The 22,327-nt window shown below is 54.6% G+C and carries 20 protein-coding genes and 1 pseudogene; 13 read left to right on the top strand and 8 right to left on the bottom strand.

Going from position 1 to position 22,327, the window contains the following annotated elements; genetic code table 11:
- Positions 1 to 6 precede the first annotated feature (6 nt).
- The 9 genes and pseudogenes from AC07XF_RS02095 (at position 7) to AC07XF_RS02055 (ending at position 9,897) form a co-directional block, all read left to right on the top strand.
- Entirely contained in the window at positions 7 to 1,338 is a 1,332-nt protein-coding gene (locus AC07XF_RS02095) for an aromatic ring-hydroxylating dioxygenase subunit alpha (RefSeq protein ID WP_495025209.1), read from the top strand.
- Complete coding sequence (locus AC07XF_RS02090; protein ID WP_495025208.1) at positions 1,328 to 1,861, top strand: aromatic-ring-hydroxylating dioxygenase subunit beta; 534 nt, start codon at positions 1,328 to 1,330, stop codon at positions 1,859 to 1,861. The genes AC07XF_RS02095 and AC07XF_RS02090 overlap by 11 nt, the downstream gene beginning before the upstream one ends.
- A complete protein-coding gene (locus AC07XF_RS02085; RefSeq protein ID WP_056854722.1) occupies positions 1,861 to 2,451 on the top strand; it encodes a cysteine hydrolase family protein in 591 nt (196 codons plus the stop codon). The genes AC07XF_RS02090 and AC07XF_RS02085 overlap by 1 nt, the downstream gene beginning before the upstream one ends.
- Positions 2,451 to 3,245: an SDR family oxidoreductase gene (locus AC07XF_RS02080; protein ID WP_495025207.1), complete on the top strand. Its 795-nt coding sequence runs from the start codon at positions 2,451 to 2,453 to the stop codon at positions 3,243 to 3,245. Before AC07XF_RS02085 ends, AC07XF_RS02080 begins: the two co-directional genes overlap by 1 nt.
- A gap of 23 nt (positions 3,246 to 3,268) precedes the next feature.
- On the top strand, positions 3,269 to 4,504 hold the full coding sequence (locus AC07XF_RS02075) for a dienelactone hydrolase family protein (RefSeq protein ID WP_495025206.1): 1,236 nt from the start codon (positions 3,269 to 3,271) through the stop codon (positions 4,502 to 4,504).
- A 109-nt stretch (positions 4,505 to 4,613) separates the two neighbouring features.
- Positions 4,614 to 6,080, top strand: coding sequence for an aldehyde dehydrogenase family protein (locus AC07XF_RS02070; protein WP_495025205.1), 1,467 nt, complete (start codon positions 4,614 to 4,616; stop codon positions 6,078 to 6,080).
- Between the two features lie 242 nt (positions 6,081 to 6,322).
- Positions 6,323 to 7,633 (top strand): alginate export family protein, encoded by a 1,311-nt coding sequence (locus AC07XF_RS02065; protein ID WP_495025283.1) that lies wholly within the window; start codon positions 6,323 to 6,325, stop codon positions 7,631 to 7,633.
- A 125-nt stretch (positions 7,634 to 7,758) separates the two neighbouring features.
- Positions 7,759 to 9,039: pseudogene (locus AC07XF_RS02060) on the top strand (methyl-accepting chemotaxis protein); the annotation flags it as partial.
- A 102-nt stretch (positions 9,040 to 9,141) separates the two neighbouring features.
- Positions 9,142 to 9,897, top strand: a complete 756-nt coding sequence (locus tag AC07XF_RS02055) for a methyl-accepting chemotaxis protein (protein WP_495025282.1) — start codon at positions 9,142 to 9,144, stop codon at positions 9,895 to 9,897.
- Between the two features lie 165 nt (positions 9,898 to 10,062).
- Here AC07XF_RS02055 and AC07XF_RS02050 read toward each other — a convergent pair whose 3' ends face one another.
- The 5 genes from AC07XF_RS02050 to AC07XF_RS02030 all read right to left on the bottom strand — a co-directional run bounded on the left by AC07XF_RS02050 (position 10,063) and on the right by AC07XF_RS02030 (position 12,399).
- Positions 10,063 to 10,278: an FCD domain-containing protein gene (locus tag AC07XF_RS02050; protein WP_495025204.1), complete on the bottom strand. Its 216-nt coding sequence runs from the start codon at positions 10,276 to 10,278 to the stop codon at positions 10,063 to 10,065.
- A 131-nt stretch (positions 10,279 to 10,409) separates the two neighbouring features.
- Positions 10,410 to 10,922, bottom strand: a complete 513-nt coding sequence (locus tag AC07XF_RS02045; RefSeq protein WP_495025203.1) for an Xre family toxin-antitoxin system antitoxin — start codon at positions 10,920 to 10,922, stop codon at positions 10,410 to 10,412.
- A 400-nt stretch (positions 10,923 to 11,322) separates the two neighbouring features.
- Positions 11,323 to 11,778: a site-specific integrase gene (locus AC07XF_RS02040; protein WP_495025202.1), complete on the bottom strand. Its 456-nt coding sequence runs from the start codon at positions 11,776 to 11,778 to the stop codon at positions 11,323 to 11,325.
- A complete protein-coding gene (locus AC07XF_RS02035; RefSeq protein WP_495025201.1) occupies positions 11,763 to 12,113 on the bottom strand; it encodes a site-specific integrase in 351 nt (116 codons plus the stop codon). Before AC07XF_RS02035 ends, AC07XF_RS02040 begins: the two co-directional genes overlap by 16 nt.
- Before the next feature lie 88 nt (positions 12,114 to 12,201).
- A complete protein-coding gene (locus tag AC07XF_RS02030) occupies positions 12,202 to 12,399 on the bottom strand; it encodes a hypothetical protein (protein ID WP_495025200.1) in 198 nt (65 codons plus the stop codon).
- A 534-nt stretch (positions 12,400 to 12,933) separates the two neighbouring features.
- Here AC07XF_RS02030 and AC07XF_RS02025 point away from each other — a divergent pair.
- Together AC07XF_RS02025 and AC07XF_RS02020 are read left to right on the top strand one after the other, a co-directional pair.
- Complete coding sequence (locus tag AC07XF_RS02025) at positions 12,934 to 13,122, top strand: AbrB/MazE/SpoVT family DNA-binding domain-containing protein (RefSeq protein WP_495025199.1); 189 nt, start codon at positions 12,934 to 12,936, stop codon at positions 13,120 to 13,122.
- 831 nt (positions 13,123 to 13,953) lie between these two features.
- On the top strand, positions 13,954 to 14,403 hold the full coding sequence (locus AC07XF_RS02020; RefSeq protein ID WP_495025198.1) for an Xre family toxin-antitoxin system antitoxin: 450 nt from the start codon (positions 13,954 to 13,956) through the stop codon (positions 14,401 to 14,403).
- Between the two features lie 355 nt (positions 14,404 to 14,758).
- On the opposite strand, the gene AC07XF_RS02015 is transcribed toward AC07XF_RS02020, so the two are convergent.
- Complete coding sequence (locus AC07XF_RS02015; protein ID WP_495025197.1) at positions 14,759 to 15,571, bottom strand: inositol monophosphatase family protein; 813 nt, start codon at positions 15,569 to 15,571, stop codon at positions 14,759 to 14,761.
- Between the two features lie 1,180 nt (positions 15,572 to 16,751).
- Here AC07XF_RS02015 and AC07XF_RS02010 point away from each other — a divergent pair.
- Positions 16,752 to 17,402, top strand: a complete 651-nt coding sequence (locus AC07XF_RS02010) for a hypothetical protein (RefSeq protein ID WP_495025196.1) — start codon at positions 16,752 to 16,754, stop codon at positions 17,400 to 17,402.
- Between the two features lie 1,363 nt (positions 17,403 to 18,765).
- Here the strand turns inward: AC07XF_RS02010 and AC07XF_RS02005 are convergent.
- On the bottom strand, positions 18,766 to 19,692 hold the full coding sequence (locus AC07XF_RS02005; RefSeq protein WP_495025195.1) for a site-specific integrase: 927 nt from the start codon (positions 19,690 to 19,692) through the stop codon (positions 18,766 to 18,768).
- A gap of 131 nt (positions 19,693 to 19,823) precedes the next feature.
- Between AC07XF_RS02005 and AC07XF_RS02000 the strand changes: the two genes are divergently transcribed.
- Positions 19,824 to 20,768: a DNA-binding protein gene (locus AC07XF_RS02000; protein WP_495025194.1), complete on the top strand. Its 945-nt coding sequence runs from the start codon at positions 19,824 to 19,826 to the stop codon at positions 20,766 to 20,768.
- An 89-nt stretch (positions 20,769 to 20,857) separates the two neighbouring features.
- Here the strand turns inward: AC07XF_RS02000 and AC07XF_RS01995 are convergent, their stop codons facing one another.
- Positions 20,858 to 22,018: a hypothetical protein gene (locus AC07XF_RS01995; protein ID WP_495025193.1), complete on the bottom strand. Its 1,161-nt coding sequence runs from the start codon at positions 22,016 to 22,018 to the stop codon at positions 20,858 to 20,860.
- Positions 22,019 to 22,327: the final 309 nt, after the last annotated feature.

Below are 22,327 nucleotides of genomic sequence, written 5' to 3'. Positions count from 1 at the left end.
AGAACAATGATTCCTACGAATGAACAAATCTCGGATTTGATTCGAGAAGATAGTGTGCATAAGAGTGTCTATACCGATCCTGTTCTTTTTCAACTTGAAATGGAGCGAATTTATGGCCACGCATGGATTTATGTGGGCCACGAAAGCCAGGTCAAAAACCCTGGTGATTACCACACCACTCGTATTGGCGATCAAGATGTTGTAATGGTCCGTGCACCCAATGGACAGGTGAACGTTCACTACAACCGCTGCCCGCACAAAGGGGCAAAATTAGTCGCGGACGGTGACGGCAACGTCGGCAAATTCTTCCGCTGCCCCTACCATGCTTGGACATTCAAGCTGGATGGCTCGCACTTGTCGGCCCCGTTGAAGAGCGGATTCGAAGGAACTTGCTATGACCCTAAGCACCCTGATTTCTCCATGGTCAGCGTGGCTCGGGTTGATAGCTATCGCGGCTTTGTATTCGCGAGCCAGGCTTCGTACGGCGAAGATCTTAAGACTTTCCTCGGCGGTGTCGTGACGTCAATTGACAACATGTGCGACCGCTCCCCTGTCGGTGAGCTTGAAGTTGCCGGTGGGATTTTTCGAGTACAGCAACGCTCCAACTGGAAAGTTTTCTACGAAAACCTCCATGACACCATGCATGCTCGTGTAACCCATGAGTCATCCGTTGATGCTGCGCGTGAGGAAGCCGAGGCGATTGGCGAAATGCCGTTCGAACTCCTAATCATGGACGGCAATGGCGAGCCCTACGACTTCTGGGAAAAATTGGAGCTTCGCGCTTACCACAACGGCCACGGCTACATGGAAGCGATTTTCGATCCGGGCGCCGCTGAGCGGGACGAAGTATCTCGTGCGCATTTCGAATGCCTGAGTGAAGCATACGGGGCAGATCGGGCTCGTGAAATCATGGGTATGAATCGTCATAACACCGTGATTTACGGGAGTGGTTCGCCTCATACCGTATTCATGCAATTCCGGGTTATTCGTCCCGTCTCGGTCGATAAGACCATGGTCGAAATACAGACTTTCCGCTGCAAAGGTGCACCCGATGTAGTGTTCGACCGTGCACTTACTTACGCGAACGTCATCAACTCCCCTTCTTCCAACGTGATGCCAGATGACGTTGAAGTTTATGCACGCTGCCAAGAAGGCAACATGACCAGAGGGGGTAGCTGGATCAGCATGCACCGTTATGTCGGCACAGATAAAGTTCTCGAAGATGGTGCGGTATCAACCAATGGAACAAGTGAGCTTCCAATGCGTAATCAGTTTGCTGCCTGGAAGAAGTTTATGACTGGAACCATCATCGCCAAGGAGAGCAATAATGTTGCTTGACCGCTCTTTCAACGTAAAAACCGACGACCTGACAGCTACAGTTGTTGATGAAGAAACCCTGCGTTCGATCGAGCGGTTTATCTTTAAGGAAGCTCGACTTCTAGACAGTTGGAAGTTTTGGGAGTGGGATAAACTATTCACCGATGACGGAATGTACTGGGTACCTCAAAAGCACAATCAGGTGAACCCGTTTGATCACATCTCCCTCTTTTGGGAGAACCGCATGCTGCGTGAAACTCGCATACGTCGGGTGGAAAATGCTCGCAATTGGTCACAGCAGCCACAGACTCAAACGGCTCACCTGGTAGGTAACGTGTGCATCGAAGGCTTGGATGCAGACGACTTCCTTGTCGTAAGTGCCTCTTTCCAAGCCACCGAATGGCGTCTCGACCAGCGTCAACTAGCCGGACGTTATACCTACAAACTTATCGGCAACAAGGTTGATGGCTGGAAGATCAAGCTTAAGCGAGTCGACCTAGTCAATTGCAACGACGTATTCGCTAATCTGGAGGTATTCGTTTGATGGATCGGCCAGTCGTAATTGCTCTCCATTACCAGAATGACGTCCTCCATGCGGATGGGCGAATCAAGGTAGGTCTAGACACTGATGGAGAGGGGCGCGCGAATCTGATTTCAGCTGCGACCGAATTGCTACGCGTTGCTCGTAACAACGGCTGGCCTATCATCCACGCGCGGGTTGCATATCGTGGTAATTATTCCGACCTGATTGCCAACGCCCCGATCTTGGAGAACGTAAAAAAGATAGGTGCAGTAATAGATGGATCATGGGGCGCTGAGTTCTTGGACTGTCTAAGCCCGCACGAAAATGGGAAGGAGTTTGTAATCACTCACAAGCGTATCAATGCTTTTTATGGTACGCATGCGGAGGCACTCTTGCACATGCTTGGCGCTCGCACGCTAATTATTGCAGGTGTAGCAACTCACTCAGTTGTAGAGAGTACAGTAAGGCACGCTGTGGATTGTGGATACAACGTAGTGGTTCCCTCTGACGCATGTTCGGCTGCTGATCCCGCAACCCATGAAGCATCTCTTAAAAGCATGAGTTTGATCGCCAAAATCTCCAGCGTCCGCCAATTGATTGAGGTGCAATAATGAGCCTTGCAGGAAAAGTTGCAATTATAACTGGGAGCACTCAAGGACTTGGTCTCGATATTGCCAAGGTCATGCTATCACAAGGCGCCGAAGTAATGCTTGTGGGTCGGAATGCGGTTGTTGGCCGTGAACTTTGCGAACAACTCGGGCCATGTGCTTCTTACACTGAGTGCGATGTCGAAAACGATGAAAACATTGACACGTGTATCGATAATACGATCAATGAATTTGGTAGAATTGACATTCTTATCAACAACGCTTGTATCTATATCGATCACGGTATCGAATCATCTCGCGAAAACTGGCACAAAAGCTTAAATGTAAACGTGATATCTGCGGCAATGTTTGTGCAGAAAGTGTCTCCCTTTTTAAGGCCTGGAAGCACCATTGTGAACATCACGAGTACCGGTGGCAAATTCGGTGCAGCAGGCCGAGCGCTCTACCCCGCCTCGAAAGCAGCAATGCTTCAGCTAACCAAAAATTTCGCAGTGAGTTTGGCCGATAGAGGCACCCGTGTTCTCAGCGTTTCCCCTGCCTGGACTTGGTCCCCCGCCGTCGCAGGCCTGACAAATAACGACATCGAACTTGCGGATCGCGTGGGCGCGGATTTCCACCCACTCGGTCGGATAGGACGCGGTGAAGAGGTGGGCAACGTTGTTGCGTTTCTATGCACCGCCGGAGCTTCTTGGATGACTGGTGTGGACGTGCCAGTCGATGGGGGATTTTCAATCCTTGGCCCGGACAGAGGGCTATCGCCCCGCGTCTGGTTCCAGCGTCATTCCGATTCCGAATAGTTAAATTCAGAGGAGCACAAATAATGGGCGAATTCATCGGCATCCAAACCCTGGATAAAGAACAATCGTTTCGCGGTTATCTCGCCGTACCCGCTAGCGGAAAGGGGCCTGGGGTTGTTCTTGGCCAAGAAATTTTCGGTGTCAACGCTAACATGCGTGCAGTCGCTGACCTCTACGCCGAAGAGGGCTATGTCGCGCTAGTGCCAGATCTTTTTTGGAGATTGGAGCGAGATGTGGACCTGGGTTACACGGAAGAAGATTTCACTAAAGCAATCGACCTCTTCCAGCGTATGGATGTAGATCTGGCTGTTCGTGATATTGCTGCAAGCCTTGCCAAATTAGAATCCTTGGATCAAGTCGAAGGCGACGGCCTCGGCTATGTGGGATTCTGTATGGGCGGTAAGCTAGCCTACCTGACAGCTACACGTACCCGTGCAGCTTGCTCGGTCGGGTATTACGGCATGGGAATCGAAGAGTATCTCGACGAAGTGGGCGAAGTTACCGGTCGACTGGTTCTGCACTTTGCCGAAAACGATGCATATTGTGGCACAGAGGCGCGCTCGAAAATTAATGCGGCGCTAAAGGGCAACAAATGTGCAGAAATCTACACCTATCCAAATGTCGATCACGCATTTGCTCGCGCTGGCAGTGTCCACTTTGACAAACCTGCTGCACTCATGGCGCACGAGAGAACTATCGCCGCATTGAAGCGTGAGATAGGCCCTTACTTCAACCTTTCTGATTTGTGGGACGAGCACGTTAAGCACGAGTTCGACACGCGAGACGTTCCGGCGACTATGGCGACTATGGTGGCTGAGCCTTACGTCAACCACATCCCAACGATGACCGGTGGGGTCGGAAGCAAAGAGCTAAGCCGCTTCTACCAGCACCACTTTGTTCACGGAAACCCACCGGATATGAAACTGATTCCTCTGTCGCGAACAGTGGGCGCACTTCAGATTGTCGATGAGTTTATCATGTGCTTTACCCACACCACGGAGATCGATTGGTTGATCCCTAATGTGGCCCCTACAGGCAAATATGTCGAAATTCCCATGCTGGGAGTAGTTAGATTCCGAGGTGACAAGCTCTACCACGAGCACATCTACTGGGACCAAGCGAGCGTGCTGGTCCAGATTGGCCTATTGAACCCTGAGGGGTTGCCGATTGCGGGGGTGATCACTGCACAGAAGCTCCTGGACGAGTCGCTCCCCTCAAACACGTTGATGGATAACTGGAAGAAGAGCGAACCCGTCTGACGCAAAGGTCTCGGGGGCCTGTAACCGGATGACCACCAGGCTCCAGTAATTTGGCGCGACGTTTCGCAACATTTTCTCCGTGTAAAACTTGAATCATAGGTGGGCTGCAATGACCGACTTAGCCATAAAAGACCTGAAAATTTACCACCCTTATATCAATGGTAAATCCTGGCAGAGCGACGACCAACCAGAGCAGATCGTGATCAACCCCTACAACCAAAAAGCGATTGCTCGCGTCAAGCTTGCGACAGCGGCTGACATCGACAGCGCTATTGAGGCTGCATTCGAGGCGCAAAAGGCCTGGGGGAAAACGCTTGCAAAAGAGCGAGAGGCTATTCTCTGCCGTGCTGCGGACATCATCGAGCGCCGTCGCGGTGACATTGCGAAGATCCTCATCGAGGAAGGCGGCAATGTGTTCGGCAAAGCGATGTTCGAATGCGACTACATGGTCAGCGCATTCCGCATCGCAGCAGGACAAGCACGAGACATACGCGGAGAGACCATGCCAGCTGACGGTGCTGGGCGTATCTCAATGTCCATTCGCCAGCCACTAGGCGTCATTGCAGGGGTCGGCCCGTTCAACGCGCCGCTGCTGTTAAACGGGAAAAAACTCGCCCCCGCCTTGGCCGCTGGCAACGCATTCCTGCTGAAACCTGCACCGCAAACGCCACTGATTGGGTTGCTGTTTGCTGAAATTCTCGAAGAAGCAGGTGTTCCACCTGGTGTCTTCAACGTGCTGCCGACTACCAATGAAGCACTGGGTGATAAGTTCTTCTCAGACAAACGCGTCAAGATGGTGACTTTCACGGGATCAGCGAAAGTTGGCCAGTACCTGTCTGAGCTTGCTGGGAAATTCCAGAAGCGAATCGTTCTGGAGCTTGGTGGTAAGAGCCCTATCGTAATCCTGAATGACGCCAAGCTTGATTACGCAGTGAGTGCCGCTGCTTTCGGCATTTTCTTCAACCAAGGCCAGGTTTGCATGGCTAACTCTCGGATTATCGTTGAAGAAGCGATCTACGAAAAATTCTGTGCTGCATTCGTTGAGAAAGTCCGCTCCATTCGTTGTGGTGATCCAAAAGATCCTTCAACGATAGTCGGTCCGTTGATCAACTCCAAACAGTGCGAATTCATCCGTGGTCAGATCGATGATGCCCTGTCTAAAGGTGCGACGTTGCTAACCGGTGGAGAGTATCAAGGAAATCTGTTCCAGCCTGCCGTCCTGACCGATGTTGAACCATCAATGGCTGTATACAACGAGGAAAGCTTTGGACCCTTGGTTTCCATTTATATGGCCAAAGACTTCGAGCACGCAGTCGAGCTTGCGAACGACACATCCTACGGACTTTCTTCCGGCATTGTGACCAACGACCTTCAAAAAGCATTTGATTTTGCACTTCGGATTGAAGCAGGCTCAGTTCACATCAACGACAACTCTTTTGACGACGATCCAAACGCACCTTTCGGAGGATTTAAGGAGAGCGGACACGGCAAAGAAAATGGTCGTTATTCGATCCACGACATGACCGAATTGAAATGGGTCACATTACAACTCGGCGAGCGTGCCTTCCCTATCTAAAGAGGAATAATAAATAGCCCCACCGCCATCGGCTGGGGCTTTTTATAAAATTCCTACGCCCGCATCGCCGGGTGCTGCTTCAAAATAATAAAATCAGAAGGCAGCAAGTACATCAGCTTTGTCTCGGACTTTTTAAAATTCCAGGGATCCCAATCCTGCCGTTCTGCTTTAACTCCATTTACCGCTCTACATTGCGTAGAAACTTACCCGGAGTACAAACTGTGGTCAGAAATAATAAAAAAATGGGAACTCTGATAATGCTCGCCGCACTTCAGACCTCCTTAAAAGCTGAAGCCTATGAGTTATATTCGTCAGATAAAGGTGCTGTGAACGCGGATTTCGAATTGGCCTTAGGGGCATTTCATAGCCGTAAAAGTTATGCCCAATCCAGTGACATCAAAACAGGATCAAAAGACTGGCAAGAATCTTATGCAAAATATGGATTCAGCAGCTGGTTTGCAACAGGTGATGCAGAGCAGAGTACTTATGGGGCGCTAAACTGGTTGTCTAGTGCCACATACGGACAAGGCGATGCGGCAGGCTGGACGGATGGAACCGAACGTACCACCAAGATTGAAGACGCTTACCTTGGCTGGAAATCAGGAAATGCTTTTTCGCTGCTTGGTAAGGATGGCCTAGATCTTTCAGTTGGCCGCCAAAATGTCATCGTTGGTGACGGTTTCCTTATTGCTGGAGATGCGCTAAACCTTGGTAAGTCTTTCGGAGATGGGAAATTCAACCGAGGGGGGGCCTATTATCTTACGGGTCGAAAAGCTTTTGATGAGACAGCCGTCATAAAAATAGGTGGCAAAGAAGGCCTCCGCAGCGATTTGATGTGGCTCAAATCAGATAACCCCGCTCAGGGTAAAGCAGAAATAGTTGCGGGAACACTTGAAAATGTAAATGCCCTAGGGACCGTAGGGCTGACATATTTGAAAGTAACAGATACGGACGAAGCCTTTGACTTCATTGATCGTAAAGGCACCCGAACGGTATCTGTGCGAGCGCAGGGCAATCTAGGACATCCAAATTTGTTTCTAAGCGGCGAGTATGCTCGACAACATAGAAACTCAACTGGCGACGAGAATGCCTGGTACACGGAAGCAGGATGGACTTTTTCTGATATAGCATGGCGCCCCTATGTAAGCTATCGCTTCAGCCGTTTCTCCGAGGGTTACGACACTTTATTCTATGGTAACTTCAGGGCACTAGGAACCTGGTTCCAAGGCGAGGTTGCTAGCAACTACTCAGGCCCCTTCAGTACCAATACACGCATACAGCAAGTCGGCTTGACGCTGACCCCTACGGACAAACTCACATTAGGCGCACTGGCTTATCGATTTGATACCTTAAGCTCCACAGCTGGTGCATTCTCAAATCTCGACGGCAAAGAGCTAGATGTGTATGCCATGTGGCAGGTTACGGACCATATTTCAGCAATCCCCCTAGTTGGCTTCTATAAACCTGACAAAGATGTTGAAAGCGGCGGCTCTCAATTGGGTGACAACCGAACCAACGTATACTCACAATTCATTCTCCAAGTGAAATTCTAGTTAGGTGACGGGTCCTAGCCGACCCGTCATTTTTTTAAAAATACTTGCCCCGCGCTTTGGAAGTTTTATTCTCATCAGCGGGCATACCGAAGCAACGTGTTCCAATACTTAATGCGAGCATTAGTATGTCCAACTCTCTATCCATTCGGCTTAGAATTACCCTCCTGGCTGGCCTCTCACTCGCAGCCGTAGTTATTACCCTTGTTTGCATGAATATTTACCAGAGCAGTTCGAACAATGTTCTGGTCAGTCATGAAAGCGAACGCGCTCTAACACAAAGCACTGAACAACTCCTGCTAGCCCAAGCAGCTGAGAAAGCCGCTCTCTTGCAAAAGCTTTATTCTTCGGACGTCATGCTCGCACACGATATGGCTGAACAGCTTTCCAATCTAGGCAGCGCTGCGAAACGGCTCGGCATATCCGACGCTGCCATCCGCGAAGAAGCCACTAGGGCTATAGAAAGGGCGTTCAAACGCAACAAATCTGTCTTAGGGGTATGGGGTGTTTTTGAACCTAATGCTCTTGATGGAAACGACCAAGCTTTTGTGAATGACACAGGCCGCGGATCGAATGAACAAGGGCGGTTTGGTTCTTATTGGAGCCGTTTCGGTGGGGCCGACATCCACAGTGCCATCACAGAAGCTGACTTGAATAAGGAGGATGCGAACGCGGCTGGTGCACCAGCTAATACGTGGTACAGATGCGCATTAGCCTCGGGCAAGCAGTGCCTATTAGAGCCCTACGCTGGAATGGTCGGCACCGAAACCGTACTCATGACGACTGTTGCCATCCCCATCAATATAAACGGGACGATCGTAGGTGTTGCAGGTGTGGACCTTGCCTTAAGTTCGCTCCAAGTAAACGCTGAGCAGGCTGGAGCTGAGCTGTTTAATGGCGCAGGTCATGTTCTGATTGTATCGAGCCAAGGTATCCTTGCAGCTAACAGTGATAACCCTAAAAGTATTGGAAATTTGATTCAAACCCCCCTTGGCGAGTATGGGCAGGAAATACTCCAACTGACTCAAGCGGGTACGGCCACTGTCGTTGCACGGGGAAGCCTAATCAGAGCAATTTATCCGGTGAGGCCGGTCGAGGGGGTGCCAGCCTGGGGAGTTTTAGTGGACGTTCCCAGAGACGTGTTGCTTGCAGACGCATTGAAAATGCAATCAATGCTCAACGACTCACAACGTAGTGGTACCTGGATGACCTTACTTGTTTCAATTGGCGCTGGACTCCTAGGGATGGGCCTTTTGTGGTTAACCGCGTCGGGCGTGTCTAAGCCTATCAATCGTGTCGCTCAGATGCTGGAAGACATCGCCAGCGGTGAAGGAGATCTAACACGGCGCCTTGATTACAGCCGTAAAGACGAACTGGGCGCTCTGACGAGCAACTTCAATAAATTACTAGATAAGCTTCAGCCAACCATCGCCCTCATCAAAACCAGTATCACCGACGCTCGCACGACTGCTGATAAATCGTCCCAAATAGCGCATCTAAATAGTGAAGGAATGCAGCAGCAGTATCGTGAGATCGAGCAGGTAGCTACTGCCTCACACGAAATGAGCGCTACCGCTCAAAACGTTGCTGCCAGCGCCGCCAATGCGGCCACAGCAGCTACCGGCGCTGACGAATCCGCCCGAGAGGGTATGAAAATAGTCGAAACTACAGCTCGGGACATTAAAGCCTTGGCTGAGGATGTCAGCAGAGCGGTCGGTGAAATCGAAACTCTGGCGGTTCACAGCTTAGAAATCGGGACTGTGCTGGAAGTCATTCGCAGCATTGCAGAACAGACCAACCTCCTCGCCCTCAATGCAGCAATTGAAGCTGCACGAGCGGGCGAAAGCGGACGTGGTTTTGCGGTCGTGGCGGACGAAGTTCGCAACCTCGCCAGACGCACTCAAAACTCGGTGGAGGAGATTCGAAACGTCATTGATCGTATCCAAGGAAGCACCCTAGATGTTGTGTCTGCGATGCATTCGAGTCGTGAAAGGGCAAATGTGAATGCTACTCAAATTATCCGAGTGTCCAACGCCCTTACACAAATCAGCGACGCAGTTGGTGTCATCACAGAGATGAACTTGCAGATAGCAAGCGCTGCTGAGGAGCAAAGCTCCGTAGCTGAAGAAGTAAGCCGAAACGTGTCAGCGATACGTAGCGTGACTGAGACACTGACAGGACAAGCCGCTGAATCAGCTAAAGTGAGTGCGCGTCTCAACTCGTTGGCCAGTCACCAGATAAGTTTAGTGAGTCAGTTTAAGGTCTAGTTATTGAGGCCGATGCCGAATTGACCTACGTGCCGATGCAAGACTGCCCCACCTTCAAATCGCCCCCCCCCCCGGCACAGGCGATGTTTTTCGAGGACTCAGACTGGGTCATTGACATCTCGGCAAATGGGTCAATTCGGTGTCGGCGTCAACAAGAACATCAAACTAGCCTAATAATGCGTGCTTGAGCACCGAATCGGTCGTGGCCTGATAGTGGTTGGAGAGCAATTCGCAGGCCTTGTCCATATCCTTTGCCAGAGCGGCATCCATCAGCAGTCGGTGTTCGTGAGGCCCATCACACGTGCTGCTATCGACATAGTGCATCGACAAAAAGCGGTAGCGCGCCGTCTGGTCACGCAGTGACGAGCACAAGCGCAGCATGTAGCTGACTTAGGTGATTCGCGCTTCCGCCCGCTGATTCCTCAGGCAACCTTGCGACTCTCTGTCTTCGACGGATTTAGCGCGCTTTCACACAGCCTGGGTCGAGTTGGGCTTGTCGTGACCTACGCTCATCAGGCAGCCCCACCCCATTCCAAGGCACAAAGAACGCGGCGCACTTGTTTGCCCCCGATCTCGGTTACGCAATGCAAAATCGGAGTACTCCCCCCAAGGGCTTTGTTAGGCTTAGACATCCATTGCGCGGCAGTCTCGCGGCGCTCAAAAATCTGTTCGGCATGTTGGCAAACAGCAGCAATTCGATCTAGCCGTTCCGACGCGACAGCGTTGAGGCGCTTTTGCTCACGCGCACAACGTCGAAGCGTGGAAATCGACATGCTGAACAGTGCCTCCACACTGCACTCCTGGAGATCAAAGGTCATACGAATGGATCGGAAAAGAAGAGCAGGACATCCCTCCCTGATCTGGGAAAGCCGCTCTGAGTCGTTGAGCAAACTTTGATTGGCGCTGAAACTCCAAAATGCGGCGATCAGCACTTCACGTGATTTGTCCGTCGCTTTCGTCTGCTGCCAGGTAGTCGTCGAGGTAGGCAAAAGCATTCCCCCAAATAAACTGATCAAATGAAGCATAGGTCTTCTATCTGATCCGACGAGCATTCCCGCTGACTCAGACTATCCGGCATTGAGTTGCTGGACAGGCCCTCGATAACTGATAGTCAGCAGCAGTCGCTTCTAGCCTAAGCGATGCGATGCGATGCGATGCGAAAACACACGAATCGTTTTGCGCTCTGCAGTGCCACGAAAAACCTGCCAGCGTTTGACTGGTCAGCCGCCCCAAAATGTGCATAAGAACGCGATTTTCATTCCGCTGCTGACGGGTAATCGAGGCCTAAACCTTTTTCGGCTTGACCGTTCAACGCGCCCAGCTCCCAAAGGGCGCATCCGCGTCAATGTAGCGTGCCGCCGAATGCACGTCCTGCCAACCGACATACTCCATCAGCGCTTTGCTGCTCCAACCGTTGCGACTGGCCTAGGTAGCGAAGCCGCGACGCAGGGAGTGCGCGGTGTAGCCCTCGCCCACCACCTCACTACGCAGAAACGCGAGGCGTAACAGACGCGAGAGGCTGTTCGGATTGACCTCGTTCTCGGCCAGATGGCCCCAGCGGTCGATCGCACGAAACACCGGCCCCTGCTGCAAGCCGCTGGCCTCCAGCCAGAGTTGGTAGGCCTCGACCGGACAAAGTCGCTTCAACGCCGGCACGCACAGCATGCGGCCGCGGTGGTCGCGATCGCTCTTGCTGCTCGGCAGGTAGAGCTGTAAGCCCTGCCCTGGACGCAACTGGATATGTTCAACCTGCAAGCGGCACAACTCCTCGCCGCGGAAAGCCCGCCAGAACCCGAGCAGGATCAGCGCTTGATCGCGTATGGCGCGCAGTCGCACCGCAGAGCCCCCCGCGTGTTGTTGCGCGGCTAGCCGCCAATGCAAGCCTCGAGCTCCCGCAACGGCAGTGCTTCGGCCTGTTGCGTTGGGCGTGGGTGCAGCGCCTGGATACCGCGCAGGACATCACGCACCCGAGTCGCTTTGGTCGGGTCAGCGAAACCGTGTTGGCGGTGCCAATGCGCCAGGGCCGCCAAATGCGTGCGCAAGGTGGCGGCTGACAATTGCGCGCCATAGGTCGCCAGATAGCGCACCAGGCTTTCACTGGAGGCCGGCAACAAGCCGTTCCACCCCCCTTCGAAATGCTCGACGGCTTGCCGATAACGGCGCTGGGTGCTTTCACGCCGCGCTGCCTGCAGATAGCGCTCGGCTGTATGACTCACTGGTTTCCTCCTGACGTACCGCTAAAAGGGCATTTTCACCGGCATTCGCCCCTAACGTTCAAGAAACTTGCACTCTCAAACCTGATAATTACCCCGACGCACGATCCTGCCGCCAGATCTGTTCGATAAATACGCAGAGTTGTCCTTTTGGCACGGTGGCCCAGCCAGCGCTGCCACTTGCCGAAGCCGGGTTTTCCAGCAGAGGATCATCCGGCACCAGCGTTTGCGCCTGTGCCACGCCTGCCAGTCCGATCAAACCTAAAGCTAAACCACGAAAGCGTTGCATATCAGTGTCTCTCTGACGAATGCGCGGCGGTCTACGACAGCGGCAGTAACCGTCAACCCCATAACTAGGGATTCATTGCAAAACACACTCAAGGCCAAGACTTCCTATCGCTCTACGAATCTTGAAGGACGCGTCAGTAGCGTCGCTGATCACCGTGCAGGACCTGATATTGCGCGCTCAGGATTTGAGTTCGGTGTACTTCATGCCGTTGAAAATTTACATCCTCGTCGGTGCGATTTACTTTGCGCTGTGTTATACGCTGGCACTAGGTGTGCGGTTAAAGCTACTGACACGGACCGCGGTGTGAACCAGTGCCCGACACTCAATGACTCAACGGCGAACGACTCGCCGGTTGCACCAGCCACGCGGCTACCGCCGGATCCCACCGGTAAACCCCTCCCAAAATGAGACACGCCGACTTTTTCAACAGAATCGAGCAGAAGAAGGCATCAGCACTCAGCATCACGCTTCAATTGGCGAAGACATTGCGATCATAATGAACATCCCCGCCAAGACCAAAGTGTGAGTAACATCATGACCGAAGCCCAGCGCTGGACAGTGACATGCCAAGATACAGCGGATGGAAGCGGTGACGTCATCATTGACTTGCCGCCTGACCTGCTCGCCAGTTTAGGATTGAGCATCGGCGACGTACTGACTATTGAAGTGATCGACGGCGCGATAGTTCTGACGCCGAAGTCGCGCGACTCAGCTACACCCTGAGTCGCTTCGGCGCACATGACCTAATCTCCAAACGGGCATATGCGAACGGCACAACTGAACGGCGGCGATTGGCAGATTTTACGTAGCGACTCAGACTTCAAGGCAGTGACTACGTTTTTACACAACTACGGGCGATTGCGGCCGTCGCTACAGGACGAATCCGCCACAAAAGGTCTCTTAGGTATTTGCCTTTAATAGAGACTCATCACTGGTTACGTAGTGGTACTCATGTGGGCAAAGTCTTCCACCCGGACCAAATAAAAGCTTGGCTGTGAAACACTCTAGGTACGTGAGAGCTTCCAGTTGAACGTGGCGTTGGTAAAAGGCACGTCGGTCGCATAGGATCCTAGCTCGGTTCTTCAGGCACAACTTCACCAGCTCCGCCAGCATGTAGCCACGAATGTCGTACCGCGCGTCGACCGCCTTAATTACTGTCGCATAACAAAAATGGAAGGTTGGCCTGTATTTACGGGGGCTTTGGTACAGTTGTCGATCGCTCACATCTCGCCCTCCTTTGAATTTTTTAACAGCCGTATGTAGCTGCCAAACCTGAGATATGAGAATAATTTATTAGCATATCACCCGCAAAATAAAGAAAAAGCTGGAAAAATTACCAGAAATGAAGATTTTGTTTGGTGACTCAAGAAAATCTCTAGGATAGATGCTGCCTAAAAGGAAAAGTGCAGATTCCGCACGCTTGGTCGAGAGTTCACAATGGTGATTTCAGCGACGCAGTACACTCCGTAGAAGCCGTAGAGGCAAACGTTCGCAAAAGACCGCACAGGGGTGGGTTTCGACCTGCGCCATCCCCTTTCCGAAGGTGCCTCCCCCATGATTGCTGACACGATGCATAAAGTGGCTTACCGTGATTACCGAATTCAGTTGGCGTTGCTCCTGCGTATCTCCACCAATGCGTCCGATCAAGATATCCACGAACAAATCGAGGCCGGTCTTTTACCGGATAGCGTCGTGGCGCTTTGCGGTATCGGCGCGATAGGCCCCTCCGAGCGCAATCAGATTATTCCGCTCAGAACCCTCAAGGTTCGCTTGGCAACGCGTCAGCGACTCACGTTGCACGAGAGTAATCGCGTGTTCAGATTTGCTCACATTATCGCCCTGGCGGTGACGCTCTTCGGGAGCCACGAGAAGGCGAAACGCTGGCTCTCTAAACCCAAAAAGCGTCTCATGGGACAGGTGCCCTTTGCGATGCTCTCCACTTACTCAGGCACCCGACTGGTGGAGGAGCTGCTGATCCAGGCCGCGGAAGGCATCACCTGTTGAGCCCCCATGCGTCTCGAAGGGACTCAACCCTCGGCAGTTTTCACCTTGGGTGGCGTTCTTATTGGGCTCGGTAGACCCGTCGCCGCGATTGGCGCCAGGTTTTGCGCACGTTGGCAGGCTTCATCCGCTGCAGAGCCGAGGCCGCCAGCGCACTGATCGACACCACACCAGACACGCAAACGCCGTTTGACTCCCCCTGCGCCCGACACACCTGCTTGAAGGGAACGTCCTTTCGCCAAGAAAGCACTTACCTTCGAAAGGTTGCCGCGCGGATGCTCACGGACTTTGTGCAGTTCAAGCAGTGACCCAAGTAATGCCCGTTGCGCTAATAGGCTGGGCACCGGGTTGCTGGGAATTAAACGAAGATCAGATCCCATTCACGCGCCAACAAGGCGCGGCACGCCGAGGCTGAACCACCGAAGCAGCGTCTGGATACCGTATGCATATTGGCTTCCGTGCTGTAGGTGATGACTTCGCCTCGCTCATCAACTAAAACGCCGCCTGCGCCTCTCAACAGTGCATGGCCTGCAACAACGTCATGTGCCGACACGGGATACAGTGAGAGGCCACAGACCCCCTCCCCAGCAGCGACTTTGGCGAGCCGGTAGGCAATGGAAGGCATTGCCACAAAAGTACTGGGCTGGCAGAGCTCACGGTTAAGTTCAGGCTTATTGATCGCCGCCGCACTGACCATCACGAACTCGCCACTTGCCAACGCTTTGGTGGAAAGCTGTGACCTCACCGATTGCCCATTGCGGCTCACCGCAGCGATCCCTTCAGCCCAGGCAATGCAATCGGGCACTCCCTCAACGGTGACAGGTGCATACACCACCCCTAATACCGGCGTTTGTTTGTGTAACAGACCGATAGAAAGGGCTGAACCTTTGAGCCCCTTGAGGAAGTCCGCCGTTCCGTCGTTTGGGTCGACGACCCAGCACCAGGGATGGCCGGTCAGTCGATGCCCTGTTTCCTCTCCCCAGAAGTCGCAAGGAAGAAGTTGCAGCAGGCGTGGGCGTAAGAACTGTTCGATGGCTTCGTCGACCGCGGCCTTATCACCGTGCCCCTGCGGCCCATCATCCCTCGCCCACTCGGCAATCAAGAGCTGGCCAGCGCGAATAACGACCTCAATGGTTTGAGCGAGCAGTTGTTCAAGGTTGGGGGTTGGCATGACATGGGCCGCCCTAAGGTTGGCTGGCGTGCAGCAATGTGGAAGCGCAACCAGACAGGCACAGCCCTTTGGCGGATTCAGTCCGGTGGGGTCACTTGTTCAATGGGGTTGCGCCTGTAGTTCGACTGGGACGAGCAAGCAAACGGCTACCCCCTGCCGGGTGATGACAAACGCCTGTCCTTGCGTTACCCACACCAGCAAACGCCGCATCCGGCGGCGAGCCTGGCTTTTGCTATCGGTGGTAAGCATGGCCGACGCCTCAGATTGGGTTTTAACTCAGCGTAGCCGTTGCACGCCATGGCGCGACCGTCGCGGCGCTTGAATGCCCCGCAGCACTGATGCTGGCGGCACCTGGCTCACGGGCTGAATAACGTCCGAGATTCTAGGCGTTGCAGGGTTAAATCTGTCGTTGTGCCTAGAAACCTAGGCATTCGCTCAGTGAGTGCTGGCCTGTTGGGCGGGTGACCGCGAAAGCGGTTGGACAACCCGCCAGGGAGCAAACGGTCGTGGCGTTGAAACGACTGCGCGCACTCCGATAGCGCCACCACCTTCACATTTTATTTCACATCTTTTTATAAGCGCCGCTCAGCTACTGTGCGGCTTTCCGGCCAGCGCGCAATATGCGTAAGGCGCACTCCCTGCACATATTTTTCGCCGCTCCTCGCGCAAAAAAACAGTGCCTGCCCCTGCGCCAGGTCGGCCCAACATCTCCCCACTGGCGGATCGCCCGTGGCACCGGCACAGTCGTCAATCGACAGGGGGCCAAGACGACAAATTGGATGGACGGCGACCAGCGCCCGGACCAACGCGCTGTCGAAGCAACTCAAACACCTCAGCGGACAGGTGCGCCCCGATCGGTCACAAGCGGCGTCGGTCGGCTCCAGACAAAAAGGCCGTCGTGACCGTCGGAGAAGCAGTAACATCACGGAACCCTGTCCTACCGTCGAGCGCAAACCAACAGCGGGGCAACTCGCCGGCCCGGTAATACCCTCAGGTCGTAACGCCAGGATTCGGGGCCGTACCGCCCCCCTAAGAACGTCAGGGTCAGCGGGACGCCGACCACGCAGGCGCGGTGTTGGCCCTGGCCCACTTTGCGTCCGTGCCTACGCCACCGTCTCGGCAAAACGCCTAGCGTTTGAGACGATCGATAAACTTCATCGCCGGGTTACTCGGAGGCAGCATGTCGGTAAAGAACATCGAGGTCTACCGCAATGCCGACGGACACGCGTCGACGCCTGAGCAGGAGGGCGCAAGCCACCTGCACATCGCATTGCCCGCCCTGAGCGGACACGCCACAGAGGTCTACCTCGATTGCCTCGAGGTCTTGAACCGGGTGTTTCTCGGCGCGCTGCCAATATCCGCCGATTCCGAGGAGCCAGCCTCAGGCCGCAACTCGCCCGGCACCCTGAACCCGCACACCTTGTTCAGGGAGGCGGCCATGTTGGCAGAGGCGCGCCGGATGATCCTGCAAGACGGCGATTGGGTCACGGCCGCGGGTTTGTCGCAACTCACCGGGCTTGAGCCGGCAGCGCTCGCGGCAGGCCTCCGGGCGTGGCTGCACAACGGCCGCCTGATCAGTGTGAACGACCGACACCAGGCGTACTTTCCAGTGTTCGCGTTTGGCGACGCAACGCCATGGCAGCCCACCGCCGAATTCGGTGCCGTCGTCAAAGTTCTGAGCCCACAAAAGGATGCCTGGGGCCTGGCGTTCTGGTTCGCCTCAAGCAATCACTGGTTGGGCGGCCAGCGTCCGAAAGACCTGTTGCGATCGTCACCGGAGCGGGTGCGCAACGCGGCGCAAGAAGAAGTGACAGGGCCCCTGCATGGCTAGTCCACCCATCGCGCTCCCGGCAAGCAGGGGCCTTGAGGGTTGTCGGCGGTGACGATAGCAGGCAGGTGAAGGGGTGAACGGGTGACTGACGGTCAGCAGGACCTCGACACTGCCCCCGTGCCATCACCTCAGCCGCGTGATGGACACGGCATGCATAGTTCGCGTGCCGCTCCCCCAATACACCGCTCGGCGGGCCTCGCGCTATAACTCCCGATCACCGGCTTCGCCCGCTACCAACCTCCTGGGGCCCGTGTCCGACGCGTTGACCCGCCGGCGGTGCACCAGTGTCGGTGAGCACGGACACGTCGGCGTCCCTCTGGGCCGCTGCTCCTCGGCCCCTCTCCGTCAGCGCCCCTTCGGCGCTTACGGCCCGCGGTCAGCGAGCCCCCGCCGCCGTCCACCGGCCAAACCGAACTACGCTAAACGTGAGGCTTACGGCCGGCAGCCCCCGGCCGAACTCGGTCCTCCCGCGGGTTGGCGGGTGGTTGGTGTAAAGGTGTTTGGCGCAAAAATGCCAAAAAAAAGCGCCTGACCCGGGATAACCCCGAGTTACCCCGCACCAACAGACACCGGCGATACAACAGCCTATGGAGGGTTTCATAGCCAGCAATTACATGACGCGTGACACAGCACGCAAATGTCGGGAGATGGACCATGGCCAGCGGCGTCATTAAAAAGGCGCTGATACAGGATGTTTGCACTGTGTGCGCAGTCTCGACATCACCACCAACTCTGCGTTCAACTTGCGCAGCAACAAGTCACTAAGCGACTGCTGCCTACTCAATTGGGCGAAGCGCAACGCCCCCTGCGATGGAGGACGCTACGTTACCAGTACCTGGGACTAACTTTTACTGGCCGCCTGCCCTGCTGAAATCGGGCGGAAGTCGTGGGCCCGTTCCCGCCAGCCATCCAACCGGTTCCAAGTCTCTACCTGCCAACAGGACAGCGTCCAAGAATCGATTCGCACGTGCCGAGCGCGCCCTGAGCGCCGCCTGCGCCGCGGCTCTGAAATGCTCAGCGACCTGCCATTTTTCCGTTTTGACTTTGCGCTTACCTTTCATTACGGCTCTCGAAGTGGGTCACGAACGTCTACTCCCGACACGCATTGAGACATGAGCGGACCGCTTTGGACTTTTCCCGATCGACGCTCGTTGCTCCAAAGGTACCACTCGCGTTGATCAGAGTGGCCACGCTTCACCCAGGCGTACCGTCAATCATGGCTATCGTCCAAAAAAACGCCATGACGTTTGAGAATCTGGGTTTCTCATACCTGTGGAATCGCTCACTTCAAGGCTGAGTTGGCTAGGTTGTACAGCTGTAATAACGTAGGCCATAGCCCAGTACGAAATCGTCGCTCGCGCAGTCATTTTGACTCACTCGGCTGCCGGAGCCAGTCACCGAACGGCGCGTCGGCCTCCACGTAGCGCAGCGCACTGTGCACATCGCGCCAGCCGACATACTCCATCAGGGCTTTCGTACTCCATTGATTGCGCGTGGCCCAGGTGGCAAACCCGCGACGTAGCGAGTGGCCGCTGTAGCGCTCGCCGGCGACCCCACCGCGGGTCAAGGCCCGGCGTAATACCCGTGCCACGCTGTACGGGTGCAGCGCCTCAGGCGAGAGATGGCCCCAGCGATCGATGCCACAAAACACCGGCCCCCGCTGCAATTGACTGAGTGCCAGCCACTCCTCGTACGCCTGCACCGGGCACAGGCGTTTTAACGCTGGCACACTGACGCTGCGGCCCTGGTGCTCACGGTCGGATTTGCTGCTGGCGAGAAACAGGGTCAGCCCTTCGCCGGGCACAAGTTGATTGGTTTCAATGCGCAGGCGGCACAAGTCGTCGCTGCGAAAGGCGCGCCAGAAACCCAGCAAGAGCAAGGCCCGGTCGCGGCCGGCGCGCAAACGCACGGAGAGGTGCGGTGACGTTTGCTCCAACTGCAGCGCTGTCACGCACCGCTCCAACTCGAGAACCTGCAAGGGTTCGGCCTGACTGACTGGCCGTGGATGCAAGGCCTGAATACCGCGCATCACGTCCCGCACCTGCGGCGCTTTGGTCGGGTCGACAAAGCCATGATTCAGATGCCAACGCGCCAGCGCCGCCAGGTGACCGCGCAAAGTGCTGATTGACAGGGCGTCGGCGTGCTCAGCCAGGTAACGCACAATGCTGTCACTCGATGCTGGAAGAAACCCACCCCAACCCACCTCATAATGCGCTAGGGCCTGTTGGTAACGCCGTGTGGTGCTTTCCCGTCTCGCCGCTAGCAGGTAACGCTCGGCGGCCGTACTCATGCTCAACCCCTCCTCTTCGCTGACGTGGTCTCAACCTAGCTCAAATAGGTTGCCGATCTCGATCGAGAACCAGGCAAGTGACCTTGCATGCGCCATACTGCAAAGATCTGAAATCCCACAGGAGCTTCGACATGGCCCGTGGCGGTATCAACAAAGCCCTGGTGCACGCGGCGCGTGACGCCCTGCTCGGGCGTGGGCTGCATCCGAGCATCGACCTGGTCCGCGTCGAGCTGGGCAATACCGGATCAAAGAGTACGATCCAGCGCTACCTGAAGGAGCTCAACAGCGTCCCTGAGAAAACCCTGCCGCCCGCTGTCGATGACGAAATTCTGTCGTTCGTAGCCAGTTTAGCCCAGCGCCTGAACCAGAATGCGCAGAGCGCGGTCAAGGAGGAGCGCGGGCAACTCGACCGACAACAGCTGAGTTTTGCGCAAGAACGTACGCAGCTGCGCGAACGCCTAGAGCAATCCTTGTCGACCATCACCCAGCTGAGAAGCGATTTGGAGCAACAACGTCAGTGCGAACGGGAACTGTGCAAGCAGCTCCAGGACAGTGAGGGGGACCGCCAAGGACTGCGCCAAGTGGTGGCGGGCCAGCAACAACTGCTTGAAGAACGTGCGACCCAATTGCAATCGCTGGAAGAAAAACATCAACACGCGCGCGAAGCGCTTGAGCATTACCGGCAGGAACAATTTGCGCAGCGGGGGCAGGAACTGCGTCGACATGACGAGCAAATCCAGCAATTACGCCAAGAGCTGCGGACATTGCAGAATGCGCAACTGGTCAAGCAGGAGGAGTTGCTCGCCGTGTACCGAGATCACGAACGGCTGCTGAATGAAAACCGCGGTCATCAGGAACAGCTCCGGCTACAGGCCAAATCCGTTCACGATGGTCAGCTTGCCAACGACACGCTGAATGCACGGGTTCAGCAATTACTTACTGAACAAGCCATGTTGCGCGAGCGAATCAAACCGTACCTGTTTCGGCACCGCGAAGATCGCCGGCGATTACGCGACCAGGCCCGGCAACTTGAGACCTTGCAAACCCTACTGCACCCGGTCCCCCCCACCGTCTAAGTTGCCCTGTTTATCGGCACCGCGCTTTCACATTGGGCTCGACGGTGGGAGTGAGTTCAACATGCCAGACTTCAGGTACTGATTGATCATCAAGTTTTGTCGCTAAAGGCCTGTATCGATGGCGTCGCCGTCGAGTCGTGTCGGCCTGATGGCTTCTGGGGAGAAACGCCCTCGGATGTACCCATTCTCCGCGGCTGACGGGACTCGGACTGCTGCTGATTTAAGGGAAAAAAACACGCTAGCTGCGCGACCATTGGCTCCGCTGGTAACCCCGGCAATACCCAAAAATGATGGTTGCCTCTGCGCCGACGGTCACGCTTCAAAATCCGGTCGACTGCTGATAGGCGGATTGGCGTAGCACTGGACGAAGTTTGCATTGGATCGGTGACAATAACCCGCTCAGGGTTCCAATCAATGAATGTCGCGTGAGTGACCTTAATCGCATCATCCTGGCTAATGCCATAGCGATACTGCAGTTTGCGCACCTGATCACGCAGTTGTTTCAACCGGTGTTTGAACAGGCTCAAGCTGCGGGGCCAAGCCCAAACGGAGACAAGAACACCTCGGTGAATCAGGTGGTCTACAACCTGAAACATCAGGCGAGTGGTCCCCATCAGCCCCGGCTGCAGACAGATCAGCATAAACGCCAACGTAAAGCGCCGACTCAGCCAGTCCCGCTGTGTCTGGAAACGCGGTGAGCGGCTGGCATGGACAGCAAGCAAAATCGAAAAACAACGCCAGTCGCCATTGGTATATGGCGACAAGGATTTTAGCGGGTGCCCGGTCTCGGGAAACTTACCTTCCCGTATGTGAAAGGCCAGCCTATCCAGCGGATGGAAAACCTTGTTCTCCAACTTACGCCGCAGGCGCGGATCCGAATCAATCGCATCGTCTTGTGCAAGCTGGTCTAACTCGCGAGCCGCTCTATCCAAGCACCGCAGTACCCCCCATAACGGGTTGATCAACACCATTATTAGGATAAAGAAACGTTTGCACAAAAGCAGACGCAAATACCCCTCGACCATCACACCCCGCAGATAACCCGCATATTTTCTGCTGAGCGGATCGACCAGACGCCCATAATCCTCACGCTCAAAATTCTCACACCATTGTTTAAGCGCAACATCATTCCGCGCAATCTTGGCCGCCATGATCCATTGATTGGTGAAGACGATGGCCTGGATACGATGGATATTTTGTTTCGGAGTACAGGTCTTTTTACGCGCAGCCTGGTTGTGACGGGCAGGCATGTTGGCTGACTCAGCGGCGAGGATGTTTTATTACAACACCCTAATGAAGGTTTTCATTAAAACAATTCTGCATTGAGTAAATTCGAAATCTATATAGAAAGAAGTGTCAACACATTTATAACCCAACCATCTGAACTAATGAAAAAATAATAGAAGCTTCTAGTGCGCCGTTGACAGGCGATAATTTCGCATTTTTTGGGCAAAGACCGCCTTTGAATGTAAAAAAAAAACAGTTCGATAATGGCCAGTATCAGCCACAAGGAGGCGGTTTTCCCCCATTCGAATCGGAGAACAGTCATGAGCACTTCG

It is taken from the genome of Pseudomonas sp. GW821-FHT01C01 (assembly GCF_059422645.1).
The sequence above is the reverse complement of the archived record's forward strand: the minus strand, read 5'-3'. Positions and strand labels throughout refer to the sequence as shown.

Excerpts from the sequence above, each read along its gene's own strand:
- AC07XF_RS02095 (WP_495025209.1), top strand. The coding sequence starts at position 7 with ATGATTCCTACGAATGAACAAATCTCGGATTTGATTCGAGAAGATAGT.
- AC07XF_RS02090 (WP_495025208.1), top strand. The coding sequence starts at position 1,328 with ATGTTGCTTGACCGCTCTTTCAACGTAAAAACCGACGACCTGACAGCT.
- AC07XF_RS02085 (WP_056854722.1), top strand. The coding sequence starts at position 1,861 with ATGGATCGGCCAGTCGTAATTGCTCTCCATTACCAGAATGACGTCCTC.
- AC07XF_RS02080 (WP_495025207.1), top strand. The coding sequence starts at position 2,451 with ATGAGCCTTGCAGGAAAAGTTGCAATTATAACTGGGAGCACTCAAGGA.
- AC07XF_RS02075 (WP_495025206.1), top strand. The coding sequence starts at position 3,269 with ATGGGCGAATTCATCGGCATCCAAACCCTGGATAAAGAACAATCGTTT.
- AC07XF_RS02070 (WP_495025205.1), top strand. The coding sequence starts at position 4,614 with ATGACCGACTTAGCCATAAAAGACCTGAAAATTTACCACCCTTATATC.
- AC07XF_RS02065 (WP_495025283.1), top strand. The coding sequence starts at position 6,323 with ATGGGAACTCTGATAATGCTCGCCGCACTTCAGACCTCCTTAAAAGCT.
- AC07XF_RS02055 (WP_495025282.1), top strand. The coding sequence starts at position 9,142 with ATGCAGCAGCAGTATCGTGAGATCGAGCAGGTAGCTACTGCCTCACAC.
- AC07XF_RS02050 (WP_495025204.1), bottom strand. The coding sequence starts at position 10,278 with ATGCTGCGCTTGTGCTCGTCACTGCGTGACCAGACGGCGCGCTACCGC.
- AC07XF_RS02045 (WP_495025203.1), bottom strand. The coding sequence starts at position 10,922 with ATGCTTCATTTGATCAGTTTATTTGGGGGAATGCTTTTGCCTACCTCG.
- AC07XF_RS02030 (WP_495025200.1), bottom strand. The coding sequence starts at position 12,399 with ATGCAACGCTTTCGTGGTTTAGCTTTAGGTTTGATCGGACTGGCAGGC.
- AC07XF_RS02025 (WP_495025199.1), top strand. The coding sequence starts at position 12,934 with ATGACCGAAGCCCAGCGCTGGACAGTGACATGCCAAGATACAGCGGAT.
- AC07XF_RS02020 (WP_495025198.1), top strand. The coding sequence starts at position 13,954 with ATGATTGCTGACACGATGCATAAAGTGGCTTACCGTGATTACCGAATT.
- AC07XF_RS02015 (WP_495025197.1), bottom strand. The coding sequence starts at position 15,571 with ATGCCAACCCCCAACCTTGAACAACTGCTCGCTCAAACCATTGAGGTC.
- AC07XF_RS02010 (WP_495025196.1), top strand. The coding sequence starts at position 16,752 with ATGTCGGTAAAGAACATCGAGGTCTACCGCAATGCCGACGGACACGCG.
- AC07XF_RS02005 (WP_495025195.1), bottom strand. The coding sequence starts at position 19,692 with ATGAGTACGGCCGCCGAGCGTTACCTGCTAGCGGCGAGACGGGAAAGC.
- AC07XF_RS02000 (WP_495025194.1), top strand. The coding sequence starts at position 19,824 with ATGGCCCGTGGCGGTATCAACAAAGCCCTGGTGCACGCGGCGCGTGAC.
- AC07XF_RS01995 (WP_495025193.1), bottom strand. The coding sequence starts at position 22,018 with ATGCCTGCCCGTCACAACCAGGCTGCGCGTAAAAAGACCTGTACTCCG.